Source organism: Psychrobacter sp. UBA3962 (assembly GCF_002385225.1).
Lineage (GTDB): Bacteria > Pseudomonadota > Gammaproteobacteria > Pseudomonadales > Moraxellaceae > Psychrobacter.
In genome coordinates, this window is record NZ_DGDC01000041.1 from 12,507 (window position 1) to 28,647 (window position 16,141).

The 16,141-nt window shown below is 37.8% G+C and carries 12 protein-coding genes; all 12 read right to left on the bottom strand.

Annotation, left to right across the window (positions count from 1 at the left end; translation table 11 throughout):
* Positions 1-7: 7 nt before the first annotated feature.
* The 12 genes from B3S92_RS09685 to B3S92_RS09740 all read right to left on the bottom strand — a co-directional run bounded on the left by B3S92_RS09685 (position 8) and on the right by B3S92_RS09740 (position 16,073).
* Positions 8-1,177, bottom strand: coding sequence for a nucleotide sugar dehydrogenase (locus tag B3S92_RS09685; RefSeq protein WP_296205422.1), 1,170 nt, complete (start codon positions 1,175-1,177; stop codon positions 8-10).
* Positions 1,178-1,222: 45 nt separating this feature from the next.
* Positions 1,223-2,653: a lipopolysaccharide biosynthesis protein gene (locus tag B3S92_RS09690; RefSeq protein WP_296205423.1), complete on the bottom strand. Its 1,431-nt coding sequence runs from the start codon at positions 2,651-2,653 to the stop codon at positions 1,223-1,225.
* 13 nt (positions 2,654-2,666) lie between these two features.
* Positions 2,667-3,782, bottom strand: a complete 1,116-nt coding sequence (locus B3S92_RS09695; protein ID WP_296205425.1) for a TDP-N-acetylfucosamine:lipid II N-acetylfucosaminyltransferase — start codon at positions 3,780-3,782, stop codon at positions 2,667-2,669.
* A gap of 70 nt (positions 3,783-3,852) precedes the next feature.
* A complete protein-coding gene (locus tag B3S92_RS09700; protein WP_296205428.1) occupies positions 3,853-4,422 on the bottom strand; it encodes an acyltransferase in 570 nt (189 codons plus the stop codon).
* A gap of 2 nt (positions 4,423-4,424) precedes the next feature.
* Positions 4,425-5,498, bottom strand: a complete 1,074-nt coding sequence (locus B3S92_RS09705) for a DegT/DnrJ/EryC1/StrS family aminotransferase (RefSeq protein WP_296205431.1) — start codon at positions 5,496-5,498, stop codon at positions 4,425-4,427.
* A 10-nt stretch (positions 5,499-5,508) separates the two neighbouring features.
* A complete protein-coding gene (rfbA, locus tag B3S92_RS09710; RefSeq protein ID WP_296205433.1) occupies positions 5,509-6,378 on the bottom strand; it encodes a glucose-1-phosphate thymidylyltransferase RfbA in 870 nt (289 codons plus the stop codon).
* Complete coding sequence (gene rfbB, locus B3S92_RS09715; protein ID WP_296205437.1) at positions 6,378-7,436, bottom strand: dTDP-glucose 4,6-dehydratase; 1,059 nt, start codon at positions 7,434-7,436, stop codon at positions 6,378-6,380. Before rfbB ends, rfbA begins: the two co-directional genes overlap by 1 nt.
* 56 nt (positions 7,437-7,492) lie before the next feature.
* On the bottom strand, positions 7,493-9,472 hold the full coding sequence (locus B3S92_RS09720) for a polysaccharide biosynthesis protein (RefSeq protein WP_296205440.1): 1,980 nt from the start codon (positions 9,470-9,472) through the stop codon (positions 7,493-7,495).
* A gap of 60 nt (positions 9,473-9,532) precedes the next feature.
* On the bottom strand, positions 9,533-11,791 hold the full coding sequence (locus tag B3S92_RS09725) for a polysaccharide biosynthesis tyrosine autokinase (protein WP_296205442.1): 2,259 nt from the start codon (positions 11,789-11,791) through the stop codon (positions 9,533-9,535).
* A 109-nt stretch (positions 11,792-11,900) separates the two neighbouring features.
* The gene (locus B3S92_RS09730; RefSeq protein ID WP_296205445.1) at positions 11,901-12,335 is read right to left on the bottom strand and encodes a low molecular weight protein-tyrosine-phosphatase; all 435 of its coding nucleotides are present in this window, start codon (positions 12,333-12,335) and stop codon (positions 11,901-11,903) included.
* 63 nt (positions 12,336-12,398) lie between these two features.
* Entirely contained in the window at positions 12,399-13,544 is a 1,146-nt protein-coding gene (locus B3S92_RS09735; RefSeq protein ID WP_296205447.1) for a polysaccharide biosynthesis/export family protein, read from the bottom strand.
* A 321-nt stretch (positions 13,545-13,865) separates the two neighbouring features.
* The gene (locus B3S92_RS09740) at positions 13,866-16,073 is read right to left on the bottom strand and encodes an ATP-dependent helicase (RefSeq protein WP_296205449.1); all 2,208 of its coding nucleotides are present in this window, start codon (positions 16,071-16,073) and stop codon (positions 13,866-13,868) included.
* Positions 16,074-16,141 lie beyond the last annotated feature (68 nt).

Below are 16,141 nucleotides of genomic sequence, written 5' to 3' on the forward strand. Positions count from 1 at the left end.
TTCGCAATTAGCTATCCCCGCCAAATAAGTCTCTAGTAAAAACTTTATTTCGCACATCTAATATTTCACCTACCAAGCGATTAGCAACAATTATATCGCTTTTGTCTTTAAACTCTTTCAGGTCGTTAATGACAGGCGAGTTATAGAAATAAGTCTCTTCTAAGACTGGCTCGTATACAATTACATCAATACCTCTAGCTTTTAAGCGTTTCATAATACCTTGAACTGCAGAAGCACGAAAGTTATCTGAGCCTGCCTTCATAACTAACCGATATATACCAACAACCTTTGGGTTTTCTGCGATGATAGAGTCAGCAATAAAGTCTTTACGAGTTCTATTAGCGTCAACGATTGCTTTAATTAAATTACTGGGTACATTATCGTAGTTAGCTAATAACTGCTTAGTATCCTTGGGTAGGCAGTAGCCTCCATAACCAAAAGAAGGGTTATTGTAGTGGCTTCCGATGCGCGGATCTAGACCAACACCTTCAATAATCTGTCTAGTATCAAGTCCATAAGTCTGAGCATATGTATCTAGTTCATTAAAATAGGCTACACGCATTGCAAGGTAAGTATTAGAAAATAGCTTGATAGCTTCAGCCTCTGTTGACCCAGTGAATAAAATAGGAACTTCCTTTTTCATTGCACCTTCTAATAGTAAGTTTGCAAAAGTTTTTGCAAGTTCACTTTGTTCACCCACAATAATACGTGAAGGGTAGAGGTTGTCATATAATGCTTTGCCTTCTCTCAGAAATTCGGGAGAGAATATGATATTACTAGTGCCAAGTTTTTGCTTAAGGTGTTCAGTATATCCTACGGGTACAGTAGACTTTATAATCATTACTGCATTAGGATTAATAGACAAAACGGTTTTGACTACTGACTCGACACTATCAGTATTGAAATAATTGGTTTTAGGGTCGTAATCAGTAGGTGTAGCGATGATTACGAAATCAGCTTCACTATAAGCACTTGTAGCGTCTAAAGTAGCCTTGAAGTTTAGTTGGTGATTAGACAAGAATTCGCTTATCCCCTCATCTTGAATAGGAGATTGTCTAAGGTTTAGTAACTTAACCTTATCTTCAATTATGTCCACAGCTACTACTTCATTATGCTGTGCTAACAGCATGGCATTTGATAAGCCAACATAACCTGTACCTGCTACTGCTATTTTCATAATTACTTTAAGGTCCTAAAAAATTATCAATATTTAAAAACTAATTTACAGATTTGATATAGCCCTATTTTTCAATTTTTTATTAGTCCATTCTTTAGTTTCGCTAATTTCGTCTTTGAAAAAAAGTATTACACTTAATAATATTAGGACCCAGAAAGTTATAGACTCTAAAGTATAGATTTTACCATAAAGAGTACTAAAGACTGCTCCTGCTACTAAAGTAGCAGAGTATAGATATAAAGTTAATCTAGGCATTGGCTTCCATAAATATATCGAAAACTCTGTTCTTAATATAAAGAAAATCCAAAATGCAACACACGTGCTTACTGCTGCTCCAGCTGCTCCATAAATAGGAATTAACCACCAATTACCTAGAAGGTTAACTACAAAAGCTATAACAGATGCTAGCATTGCAAAACTAGAGCGTCGAGTAATACCAATACCAATGACTGTTGTCTCTGATAAGGTATACAGTAAAGGATACCCTAAACATGATATGACAATCCAACGAACTTCGTTATATTGTTTTGGTAATATCCATGTTACTATCCAAGAAAAAAGGCCGGCTAAACAAAATAATATTATAACGATTAGTAATACATAACGATTTACTTTATAAATATTCTCTAACTTTTCATTGGCAGCTGCCCATTTATATACAGTGGGAGCCCATATTGTCGAAAAAACACTTTGGAATATAGTAGCAGCGGTAGCGAAGCTAATAGATACGGAATATAACCCAAGTTGCTCAAAATTAGCCAGTTGTTTAAGTAATACTCTGTCAGTTGCTGTCAATCCCCAAAATGCTAGTCCACCAAAAATAAGTGGCAACCCAAATTTAAGCAGACGCCTTAAATAACTATAATCAATACTTTGCTTTAAGCCTTCTAGCCATTCTTTACGTGTATTCCAAGCATATATACCAAAGACTAATGCAGTAGATACTAAATGTGCTAACACCAAATTAGTTATAGTCTTTTCTGCAGAGAAAACTACATAGCTACCAATAATTAAGATTAATAGTAGTTTGGGTAATAGTTGACTCATTGAATAAGCCAAGCCTTGTTCGTTCATTCGTAGTATCAGCGATAGAAATCGAGTTATATAATTAGATAGAATGAGCAAAGCTACCATTATACTTAATAAGAGGCTATCTATCTCAAAAAGCCACTGGGATATAACATTGCCAAAACTAAATAATACTCCCAAGCTAAGAAGTAATAGTGTTAACCCAGGAAGTATTGTAGTCTTGAGAAGAGCTGGCGTATTTTTCGACTCATGAAACTCACGAACATAGGCTTGGTCTAGACCAAGCGTATATAGAAGTACACTAAAACTTATAGCGACGCCCAACATTGACATGCGGCCAACATCTTCCTGAGAGAAGAACCAAGTTACAAGCGGCAGGGTAATAAAACCTAGTGCAGCACCTCCAATAGGCCCAAGTGCAAAAGATAATATTTTTCTAGGAGTCATATATTTTAAACTTTTAGTTTAGAGTAGCATTAATTAGGTTATAGGTTTTATCCAAACTTACTTTACGACCCCAATAATTCTGTAGTATTTGACGGTTTCTATCAATTTGAGATTGAGTCAGTTTAGAGCTCATTTCAAATTCTAAACTTTCTATATCATAAACAAAAGCATCTAAATTAATAAAGAACTGATAAACAGGATTTTCCTTATTTAAGAATACTTTGGCCCCTAAATACAGAGCAATTACAATGTTCCCTAAGGCTTGTTGTCTCAGATGATTCATAACCACAATAGAACATGATTGAAGGGTCTTAATATAATCGTCAATAGGCATGAAGTCGACTAAAGGAGTAAAAGCTGAACCAAGAGCTATCTCACCTTGTTCAATAATATAGTTTTTATATGATAAATTACCGTAACTTAAAGGGGTAATTACTTTTCTAGATCCCAAGTTTAAAGTCTTTAACAATTCAAATGCATCTAAATGATTATTTGTAAGAGAAGCTGAGTTACCTAACAATATATTTTCACCATTAATACTTTTTCCATCAAATCCTCTTATTAAATCATCTTCCAGTGTGCCATAGTTCCAAGAAACATACCTAGGAGTAAAGTTTTTAATATTCTGCTTAACCAATAAGTAATCCTCATATAAGACAGGAGAGAAAATATCTATTTTATTGATTAACTTTAATTTATTAATTTTAGGTAGTACTAATGCTTTTATAATAGATTTTAATTTTATAGGATGCTTATCCAACATAGAGGCTTGATAATTTAGTGTTTTTTCTTTTAAAAAAGTGCCTTTTATTAAGTCGTAATAGTCATATCCCCAGCCTAGCCAGATAGTTTTAATGGATTTAGGCAATGCATTTAAAACTCGAAGATTATTTTCATTCAGAGTATGAAAAATTACAATATCAGCTTTTATTGACTGTCTTAATAAGTAGCTAGAATACAAATAATACGACGGTAAAGTTTTTGGTCTGAAAAGTTTTATATAATTCAACTTTTTTGAATTTGTAAAAAGAATAAACTCGTTTTGGTTAGGATAAGCTTTTTCAAAAGCAGTGTATGCCGCATCTAGAAATTTATCATCATAAATAATGTGAGTTATTTTTAAGCTCATATAGGGATCTAATAATTATATAAAATGGGATTGTTCACTTTATAGGTTTATGAATAAGAAGTTGTATACTTTAATTATTGATTATCATCAATAATTCTTTTTCCATATTTAGGAGTTGGCGTTTACGTTCCTTTATTCTTTTAGCAGGAACACCTAAATATATACCAAAAGCTTTACAGGATTTGTTCACCAGGCTAAGTGCGCCAACCGCTACACCTTCTTCCAAAATTACGTTAGGTAGTATCACAGACCCTGAGCCAATAATGACATGTTTACCTATGGTTACAGGGCCATGACTAACATTAGTAAACTCTGTAGGTACGGTGGGATTAGTTAGAAACTTGCCACTGTAGTCATCATTACTAGAGTAAACGGAGACCCTAGAAGACAGCCCACAAAAGTCTTTTAATATAATTTTACCTGAGCCTATTAAACTAACTCCAATAGCTATATGAACGTAGCTTCCAATGTCAATACCACCTTCGCCTGCTGATAAAACGCAGAAATCATCAACTCTTACGTTACTACCAATACTAATATTTTTACAGTTATAATAGGAAGCTTTATCAGACAATAGGACATTACTACCTATACTCTTGAATCCCATTTCCTGTATTTGTTCTTCTGTAAGATAAGCCATATCTACATATCCTTAATTATATTTATTACCTTTTGGACTTCTATTTCACTTAAGTTAGGATAAATGGGTAGACATAAAATTCGGCTACATAGCTCTCTTGACTTTTTACAAACTTGCCCTTTGTCTAAATAAGGCAATGTGTCTAAGCTTGGATAGAAGTAGCGTCTTGGCAAAATATCATTATCTTTAAGAGCTTTTTCCGCTTTTAATAATGATTGCTCTGATGGAAAAACGACAGGAGCATACGCATAGTTATTTTGACTATCCCTATTCCACTGTTGTAAACGTAGCTGCGTATTTGAGAAGGCTTTCTCATAGGTATTCCATACTTTTTGTCTACCAGACTTAATAGACTCTATTTCATCTAATACACATAATCCCATGGCAGCCTCAAACTCATTCATTTTGGCATTTGTACCAATTAAGTTTATGCTCGTGGGACTGGCAATACCAAAATTCATGAGCAATCTAACTTTTTCTGCAATATCATCATCATTAGTGATAATAGCTCCACCTTCAATAGTGTGAAAGAGCTTGGTAACATGAAAGCTGAGTGTGCTGATATCTCCATAGTTTAAGACGCTTTCTCCTTTATACTTAGTTCCAAAGGCATGAGCAGCATCATAGATTACTTTGAGATTATACTTACTTGCGATATCTGCAATACTATCGACATCACATGGGTTACCAAAAACATGTACAGGGACTATTGCACTTGTGCGATTCGATATTTGCTTTTCAATTTTATTTGGATCTACATTAAAACTTTCAGCATTAATATCAGTAAAAACTGGCTCTAATCCCTCCCATGAAAGAGTGCTAGTTGTTGCTACAAAACTAAAAGGAGTCGTTATTACCTCACCAGTTAGATCTAGTGCTTTATAAGAAAGCTGTAAGGCCAATGAGCCATTTGCTACTAAAATAATATGTTTAACATCTAAATACTCTTTAAGACGTTTTTCTAGTTCTTGAACAAGCACGCCATTATTTGTTAGCCAAGCACTCTCATAGATACTATCAATGTAAGCTTTGTATTTATCAATATTAGGCAGGTATGACTTAGTAACAGGTATCATATATGACTCACTATTTAATTAAATCTAAAAGGTATTGACCGTAGCTATTTTTACTAAGCTCATTACCAGTTTTTAGTACTTGCTCTGTACTTAGCCAACCGTTGTTATAAGCTATCTCTTCTAAACAGGCGATTTTAAAACCTTGACGCTTCTCGACAGTCTCAACGAACATACCTGCTTCCAGTAAGCTTTCATGTGTACCAGTATCTAACCAAGCAAACCCACGACCCAATAATTCAACATTTAAGTCTCCACGCTCCATATACATCTGATTGACTGTAGTAATCTCAAGTTCACCACGGTCTGAGGGCTTAACTTGCTTTGCAATTTTGATTACATCATTATCATAGAAATATAAGCCAGTTACAGCATAGTTAGACTTTGGTTTGACAGGCTTTTCTTCTATAGAAATAGCACGTTTATTTTCATCAAACTCAACCACACCAAATCGCTCAGGGTCTTTTACTTGATAACCAAATACTGTCGCACCAGAAGTCTGACTGGCTGCTTTACGCAATAGAGGAGAGAAGCCTGGACCATAGAAGATATTATCACCCAGCACAAGACATACATTACTATCGCCAATAAATTCTTCACCGATAATAAAAGCTTGAGCCAGTCCATCAGGACTCGGTTGTACCGCATAGCTAATATCAATACCGAATTGACTGCCGTCGCCTAATAAACGTTTGAAACCGTCAATATCTTCTGGTGTACTAATAATTAATACTTCTCGAATACCTGCTAACATTAATACTGATAAAGGGTAGTAAACCATAGGTTTGTCATAAATAGGCAGTAACTGCTTTGAGACACCCTTTGTAATTGGGTACAGTCGAGTACCTGAACCACCCGCAAGAATAATTCCTTTTGTATTCATTAGATTTTCACTCCGAGTCTCTCACGTTGATAGCTACCATCTTGGACACGGCGGCACCAATCCAAATTATTTAAATACCATTCAACTGTTTTACGAATGCCACTATCAAATGTTTCTTCAGGTGTCCATCCTAGATCATTTTTGATCTTGGTCGCATCAATGGCATAGCGCAAATCATGACCAGGACGATCTTTCACAAAGGTAATCAAGGATTCATAAGGTTGGCCATTTGCTTGAGGCTTTAGCTCATCTAAAATTTGACAAATGGTTTTAACAACTTCAATGTTTTGTTTTTCGTTATGACCACCAATATTATAGGTTTCACCAATAGCACCTTCTGTGACAACTTTATACAGTGCTCTTGCGTGGTCTTCTACGTATAACCAATCCCGTATTTGGTCGCCTTTACCATAGATAGGAAGGTCTTTACCATCTAAAGCATTTAGAATTACTAGCGGTATCAGTTTTTCTGGAAAATGATAAGGACCATAGTTATTAGAGCAATTGGTAATAATTACAGGTAAGCCATATGTACGATGCCAAGCACGAACAAGATGGTCAGAGCTTGCTTTTGAAGCAGAGTAGGGGGAACTTGGCGCATAGGGGGTTGTTTCGGTAAATAAGTCGTCTGTTCCCTCTAAGTCACCATATACTTCATCAGTTGAGATATGGTGGAATCTAAATACAGACCTTTTATTATCGTCTAATCCTTGCCAGTATTTGCGTGCGACTTCTAACAAAGTGTAAGTACCGACAATATTGGTATTGATAAACTCTGCAGGACCATCTATAGAACGGTCAACATGTGACTCAGCTGCTAAGTGCATAATGAGATCAGGCGGAAAGTCATGAAAAGCTTGCTCGAGAGCTGTTTCATTACAGATGTCTATTTGCTTAAAATTATAGTTAGGATTATTTCCCACCTCAACTAACGACTCTAAATTACCCGCATAAGTTAATTTATCAATATTTAGAACTTTGTTATTTGTACTTTTTATTATATAACGTATAACAGCAGAGCCTATAAAGCCAGCTCCCCCGGTTACTAGAATATTCATTTTTTAACCTTATAGATATCTATTATAAATTTAATTGTCATAATATAATGCTGATTTTAAAGTTTATAAGTATAGCCTTCTACATAATGGGCCAATTGCTGCTTTAACCATTTTACATCGTGATTTTGTGCCCTTTGATCCAATTGATAAAAGGTAGCCTCAATATCAGATAACTCAAAACTATGCTCGCGTGCTTGCATGATAAGCGAATGCTGAGTAGGCTCAATGTTATCATCACCGATGATTAGTTCTTCATATAACTTCTCACCAGGTCTTAGTCCACTAAATATAATCTCTATATCACCATTTGGATTGGTCTCATCTTTGACTTCATAGCCGCTTAAATGAATCATACGACGAGCAAGATCAACAATTTTAACAGGATTGCCCATATCTAACACAAAAACCTCACCCCCTTCAGCCATAGCACCAGCTTGGATTACTAAGTTAGCTGCTTCAGGAATAGTCATAAAATATCGAGTTACCTCAGGATGAGTTACCGTAATTGGCCCACCTTGAGAAATTTGTTTAGTAAATAAAGGCACTACTGAACCTGAAGATCCCAATACATTACCGAAACGTACCATACTTATCTTAGTCAACGGTTTCTGATTACTAAAGCCTTGGCATACTAATTCTGCTAAACGCTTAGATGCTCCCATAACATTTGTGGGTCTTACGGCTTTATCGGTGGAAATGAGTACAAAGGTCTCGACTCGAGATTCGACTGCTGCTTTGACACAATGATAAGTGCCCTTAGCATTATTAATCGCTCCTTCAAAAGGATTATATTCTACGATCGGTACATGTTTATAAGCGGCAGCATGATAAACGGTATTTATAGAATACGTATTAAATACCTTATTTAATTTTTGTTGGTTATTGACATTACCTAGCAAAGCTATAATTTCAGTTTGAAAGTGTTCTAGATGAGTGGCTTGCCATGCCAATAAATCTTGATGAATAGCATATAAGGCATACTCAGATAACTCATACAGTACTAAACATTTAGGCTTGTTTTTTATAATTTGCCGGCATAACTCACTACCGATGGAACCCCCAGCACCAGTCACTAAAACATTTTTTCCTGTAATGTTTTTGGCCAATAGTACAGGATCAGGATCAACAGTTTGGCGATCTAGTACATCCAAGATATCAACCCGGCGCATAGTACTGACAGTTACTTTGCCTTCAGCGATATCTTGTAGGCTAGGAAGTTCTTTTATTTTTACAGAAAGATTGGTTAAATCGTTGATAATCTCACGACGACGTAGGCGACTAACTGAAGGCATCGCCAGAAATACTTGGGCGACCTTTAGTTCTTCGACCAAGCTTTCAATTTCTTTGGCTGGATATATTTTCTTATTTAAGATGCGGCCGCCAGTCAAGCGATTATCATCATCGATAAAAGCAGTTACTTGATAGCGAGGGGAGTCTTGTAAAGCCTCTAATAGGGCAGTGCCTGAAGAGCCGGCACCATAAATTAGTACATTATCACGCTCAAGAGAGCCTTTATTTAATTCTTGATAAACGGGCTTGCCTTGCAGACGCAGTAGTAAATCTCGTAGAAACAGTCTGCTACCCCATAACCAAATGAAAAGCATAAATAAATATAGTGTAGGGACTGAGCGCGGAATACTGCTTATAAAGTCAAACAGGTAAACAATCGTGAATATTATTAGAATAATTACAAATAGCTTTAATACACGCCGCATATCTGTATCAAAAAAGATGCGAGTGACACCGCGGTAAAAGCCTATAACATATAACCCTATAATAGGCACTAGTGCATATAGCGATACTAATAAAGGACTGGCATTAACATCGAATACTCCTTGACGTAGTGATAATGCTAAAAACAAACAAATAATTGAGACAATATAATCTCCGACCAATAAAATAGCTTGTTTTACTGGTCTAGGTAGCACTAATAGCTCTTCCACTAAGGTACTAAGCTTAGTCAGCGAGGAATTAGAACGCTGTGCGCTCCTATTAGGATCCTGCTTATTACAATTGCTTCTATCTTTTTGTTGCATGAATATATCACTATCGTATTGAGTATCAGGCTAACTTAGTAGGGCTCATACTGCTATGATCTAATCTTTAGAATTACCGTAAGCATAGCTATAATGATAGCTGTATTTACTAGTAATGCCCTGTACCATATCATTTAAAACAATGCCATCAACTGTAACATTAGCTTTATGCATTTGTTTAACCGCATAAGCCAATTGACCTTCAACTGAATGATTATATCGAGTAACCATTAGTACTTTGTCTGCATACTGCGCAGTAATAATAGCATCAGATACTGCAAGTACTGGAGGTGTATCGATGATAATGTAGTCATATATCGATACCAATTGTACTAGCATACTGCTGAACTTATCGGTAGATAGTAGAGAAGCAGGATTATGTGGATGCTTACCGCGTGGCATAAAATCGATAAACTCAAAACTGGTAGGATGGATGAAGTTAGCCAAGGTAGCATCTCTCTCGGTTAAATAATCACCTAAACCATTGCTTTGACTAATAGTGAATATTTTATGGAGTTCGCCGCGACGCATATCACCATCAATGATCAAGACCTTTTTATTCAGCTGAGAGAAGGTCTCAGCTAAGTTTGATGATATAAAAGACTTACCGATGCCTGGAGCTTCACCAGAGATAACAATAATTTTACCTTTTTTAGCAGCTTCCTCTCTTTCTAACTCGCCAAAGATACTTGCCACTTTACTGACTGGCGGCATTGCAAACACCAGTGAAGTTCTTAAGCTCTTAATACCTTCATAGCTTAAGCCATCATGATCGACCATGGCTAATAGGCGTCGACTATTTTTATTGTTTTTAAGTAAGTTGATAGAGGTTTTTGAACGAGGGATAGTTGCAATAACTGGTACTCCAGTTTTTTCTTCGAGACGTTCAGGGTCTTTAACCGTATTACGTAATAAGCTTTTAGCCAATACTAATAGCGATCCTAATAATGTACCAACTATTAAAGATAACGCCCAAATAATTAATCTTCTTGGTGCAATTGGATTAAATGTATTAATAGGCATATCTACTACACGCACATAGCCGATTTCACCAGCACGAGCAATTTTAAGCTGCTCATAGTTCTTCAACATGGTTAGATAGATTTCACGATTGATATCCATGTCTTGCGACAGCTGTAAGAACTCACGTTGAGTCTCTGGCATTCGAGTTACCGTCTCTTTGATTTCCTGGTGTCGTAAATTCAATACTTCTAGTTGATCATTAATTTGAACCACTAGGGGGTGCTCATCAGTATAGTAAGTCAATAGTTCGGCTTGTTTAAGCTTTAATTCACTAAGTTGACGTTCTATTTGGGCACTTTCATTCAGTAAAATCTCGGCTTCTTTAGTAACATCAATAGTGCCATACTGTTCACGGAATCTATTAAAAGCTTCTTCAGATTGTTCAAGTTTTTGCTTGAGTTGAGGGATTTGTGACTCCATAAACTTGATAGTTGTTGTGGTTTGCTCTGAACCACGAGCTAAGTTCTGATCGACATAAGACTGAACTACACTAGAAAGTATGCGACTAACTTGCTTTTGGTCTTCTCCAGTCAAAGTTAACTGAACAATCCCGGTTTTTTCTCCACGTTCTGATACTGATAATGTATTACTCAGGCGTTGAATAGCTGAAGGTGCTGAGAGCTTTACAAGGCTTATGTTATGGCCTATAGAAGGTAAAGATTCTATAGAGATATTAATATCCCCCTCAGGAGTTTTAATAACAGTTGGGCTACCGATATTACCTTTATAGGTTTCAAGTTCTTCATTTCTTTCAATACTTAACTCAAATCCAGTATTGGTTTTGACAATATTAAAAGTTTTATTTTCATAAGCCCGAGGTACTGTAAAGCTAGAAATTTGGACTTTACCTTGTTTGGTATCTAAAAATACACCTTCTTCGGTGCTAGTTTGGGTTGGAATTGAAGATTGAGCAATTCGATCTACCGTTCCAAGTTCCGCATCACTAATGCGTATGTCTAACTTTAGCTTCTTAACAACAGGTGCTAGTACCATACGTGACTTGATTAATTCACGTTCAGTTTCTGCTGGTGTAGCCTCTGCTCCAACCAATTCAGAAATATTAGAGCCTAAAGCAGATATTCCTTGAGACTTCTTATCAATTTGAATCAGAGCATCTGTTTTATAAGTAGGCTGAACATAACGGCTATAAGTTACTCCAAGAGCTAAGCCTAATAGAGCAAATGCAAGGATAGTCTTCCAGCCACGTAACAGTGTTAGTAGCAGTGCAATCAGATCAATTTCATCGTCTTTTTGAGTGGCATCATTGACAGAAGAGTTTGGTGCAATTTTACTCATAAGGCTTCGCTATTTATTAATCACTAATTAATTGGAGAGGGTGTTTTTTAGAAAATAAAGTAAAAAATTTAAAAGCAAGGTTTAGTAGTAAGGTATAGAGCTAATAAAACTAAACCAGCTTATCCTGCCACTCATCAATACCACGAATAATATCTCGGTACGCGTTCTGAAAAGCACTCATCTCATGCTTATAAGGGTCAGCAATATCGTTACCATTCCAGTGACCTAGCTTAAAGGTTTTGCCACGACAGAACGGCCAGCGCTCTTCGATCCATTTATTCTGACTGTCAGACATGGTAAAGATTAAGTCGACTTTTTGGGCTAGCTTTTCATCGATCTGTTTTGCCACATGACTGCTAATATCAATATTTTGCTCTTCCTGCATTACCTTAATTGCTGCGTCATCGGCTCCATGACCCACCAAGGCTCCAACGCCGGCAGAGTCAATGTTTTTCTCAGGGAAACGCTGCTTTAATAAGGCTTCTGCCATAGGACTGCGACAGATATTACCCACACATACTACCAAGATATTTTCAAAAGCCATGAGAGACTCCTACAACTAAACTCTAAAAAATATAATAATTATCCACAGCACATGATGGCTAGGTTATAAATCAGATAACTGTCTAATTGCATTACTCGAAGGTAGAACCGAGTTAATAAAGCGGTTCCAACGAGTTAAGCCAGTAGGATCAACATAGACAATATCATTGGGGTGCATCTCAAAGCGGTTGGCCAACGCTAAGTTAGTGACCGTCTGTAAGTTGACCAGATAAATATCGGTATAAGAAGCAGCACCATGATCACGAACCACATAGACTTTAGCGGCATTAGAAGTAGAAGGGTTAAGCCCTTTTGACTGACCAATAACCTGAGTTAGTGTTAAGCCCTGATCAGGGATTTCAAGTGGCTTAATCTCACCCAATTCACCTAATACATAGACTTTATTACGATCAAGACGATTGATATGGATAGAGTCGCCGTCTTGCAAATAGATCTGACTGGCAGAGATACCCATGTCCTGTAAATCACGAAGTCCTAGCTCATACTGCACGCCTCTACGGGTTAATACTACGCTATTGGAGTCGCCTTCAGTAGTAGCGCCACCTGCCATAGATATAGCCCCATATAATGAAATAGGAGCATCGGCCATATTGAACTCACCAGGTTGACGAACCGCACCATCAATAAAGAACTTACTACCGCGGAAATTAACTACCTTCACCTGAGGGTCAGGGTATTTTAAATAGCGTTGCAACTGACTGCGTAAGTTATTGGTAAATTGGCTGACCGTTAAGCCACTGGCTTTAATGCGGCCCACTAGTGGAAACTGAATATAGCCTTGCTGGTCGACCGGGTAGCCAGCAGCATAGGGGTTAGAGGCACTAGCGTTATTATTATTATTTGAAGGCGTAATATTAGGATATTCGATAAGGTTAATACTCAGTACATCACTAGTAGAGATACGATAATCCGCCACACCCCGTGATCCATTCAATAGCTCGCGTACTCGAGCATTTTTCATACCTGTGCCTGAGCGACTTGAGGCATAGCTAGGAGCAGGGGGTAAGTTTGCTAAAGATAATGGCTGGATATTAAACTGCATCCCATTTTCAGCAATAAAGGCCCCTTGAGGTGGTAAATCACCAGACTGCATGCCCGCATTAATGGTGCCACAACCTGAAGTTAAGCCTATGGTCACAGCAAGTGCGGTGCTAGTAAGCAAAGATTTGCGGTGTTTAAAAAAATTCATGCTAACTTCTCTACCTTTATTTCGACCGACTCTGCCCCTAAATTGTTGAGATTAAGAGTCAACTAAGTTAATAGCAAATATGTTTAGGGAACAACTCTACTTTTCAATAAAAATTGTCAGGGTAAAGTAAACCCATTATCCTGAGTATTTTAACATTAAATTAAGAGTGTTGCCCAAATATGAGAGCATCTTACTATAAAAAGGCAGGATATATACGATAAAAGTAAGGAGTTAAGTTGCCAGTCGATAATTTATGACTTTGAATAGGATAGAGAGTAGCCTGCTGGCATATCAAGTATGGTGGCAGATAGCGCTACTACACTACCACCACTCAGGCTCATTAGACTCACGCCTTGTATCTCGTCTACTCGAGACAGCGCCATCAACTTGCACCGTATCCGCTGCAACCTCTGCAATAAAGCGCGAAACTTTATCAAAATAACCGGCGAAACTTGAGTAATAGTCGGGAGCGGTTAAATAAAGGTGAGTTTTGGCTCGACTACAGGCCACATAAAACAGCTTACGCTCTTCTTCTAATTCTTCAAACTCATGTAAAGAGCGGTGGTGCGGGGTTAGCCCATCCACCAAAGCATTGACGAAGACCACTGGCCACTCAAGACCTTTGGCACTGTGAATGGTAGAAATGGTAACCGCATCGGGCTCTTTTTTATCCGGATTACCCATAACGGCCACTGAATCATTGGGCGGATCAAGCGCTAAGTTCTCCAAGAAGTTATCTAAACTGCTGTGCTCCCGCGCTAAGTTAATCAATACTCGGAAGTCCTCCGAGCGATCGCGCCAGTTGTCTTCAAGTGTCTTTAGGATAGGCAAATAGAAGTCAATTAAGGTCTGTAAGATATCGGCGACCGTTTCTTGCTGTTCAGCTTTAGTCAGCACATGATATAGCTCGGTAATGTGCTCTTTATTTTTGGTCAGCTTAGAGTCGAGTAGCGGTTGCAAAGAATCATTACTACTGGTAATAGCTTTAGTAATCTTGCCAGCGGTCACATCGCCAACACCACTAAATAAAGTAAGAATGCGGTGCCAAGCAATGGTGTCATTAGGGTTATATAATATTTTCACTAATGCCAAAATATCTTTGATATGGCGCTTTTCAATAAACTTAATACCACCAACTACAATGAAGGGGATATTGCGCTGCATAAACTGCAGTTGGATTTCGTTAGATTGAAACGAGGTACGGCTCAGTACCGCAAAATCATTAAAGTCATGCTCAGGTTTCAATTTGATAATTTTATCAGCAATGTATTTCGCTTCTTCTTTGTCATTACTGCGACGTGCTAAAACCGGCTTTGAGCCAGCAACGGGTAAGTTGGAATACAGCTTTTTCTGATAGCCCAGAGTGATTTGCTCAGACAGCGCATTGACGTAATCTAAGATAGCAGGGGTACTGCGATAATTTTGCTCAAGCTTAATTAGCTTAGCTTCTGGATAGCTGTCACCGAATAACAGAATATTTTCGTAATTGGCGCCGCGGAAAGCATAAATACTCTGGTTGTCATCGCCCACCACCATGAGGGACACGTTATCCGGCTCACAGATGTAGTCGATCAACTGCTTTTGCGGAATATTAGTGTCTTGATACTCATCGACCATCACATGACGGTAAGTGTCTTGAATCAGCTTACGAAACTGTAAGTTGTTTTTCAAGTGACTGACCACTTGGCTGATGATGTCATCAAAATCATATAAATGATTGGCGCGTTTGTAATTGTGATATTCCATCGCCAGCTTTTCAATGACTGGAATATGAATGGCGATATCAGGATAATCATTTTCGATTAAATCCCGTAGTAGGATGTGCCGGTTGCGCGAGGTGGAAATCAGCTTTTGTAGCGTATTCTTGCGAGGGAACGCCTGCTTCATGTTTTTACGCACAATTCCTTGCTCTTTACACAGCATATCTAGCGCATCTTCACTATCGCCGGTATCTAAAATAGTGAACTTAGGGTTAATTCCCAATAAGCCTGAATAGCGACGCAGCAGCATATTACAAAAAGAGTGGAAGGTACCACTGGTAATGGCATTTAGATCCAAGCCACTTAAAGCTCGATTATCCGCCAAGCTTTCAGCTAATAAACTTTTGACTCGGCCCTTGATTTCATTGGCCGCTTTTCGGGTGAAGGTCAGCAGTAGAATGCTATTGGGAGAGGCGCCATTTTCTATCAAGTAACTGGTACGGTAAGTCAGGGTTTTGGTTTTCCCCGAGCCGGCACCCGCAATGACCAGTACCTTGCCTTCAATGGTCGTGGCCGCCAATAACTGACTGGGATTTAACTCGCCAGCGTAGTCAACCTCACTCTCTGCTAGGACCTCGTTATCTAAAGCAGTATCTAAAGCAGGACTGCCGTTTTGATTTTGTTTTGACGCTTTATCAATCGAACCTGGAGTAATCAGATTGGCCTCAAGCTTGGCAATCGACTGACGCAAATGCTGTATCTTTTCACGAATGTCATCATTAAGCTTGGGGTAACGATAATGGTAAGTTGAAAATAAAGAGTCAGTCATAAGCAGTCAGGCTATAGCAAAATAGCGGATATAAATCAATGATATAGTAAGTTAAAAACGGATAGTCA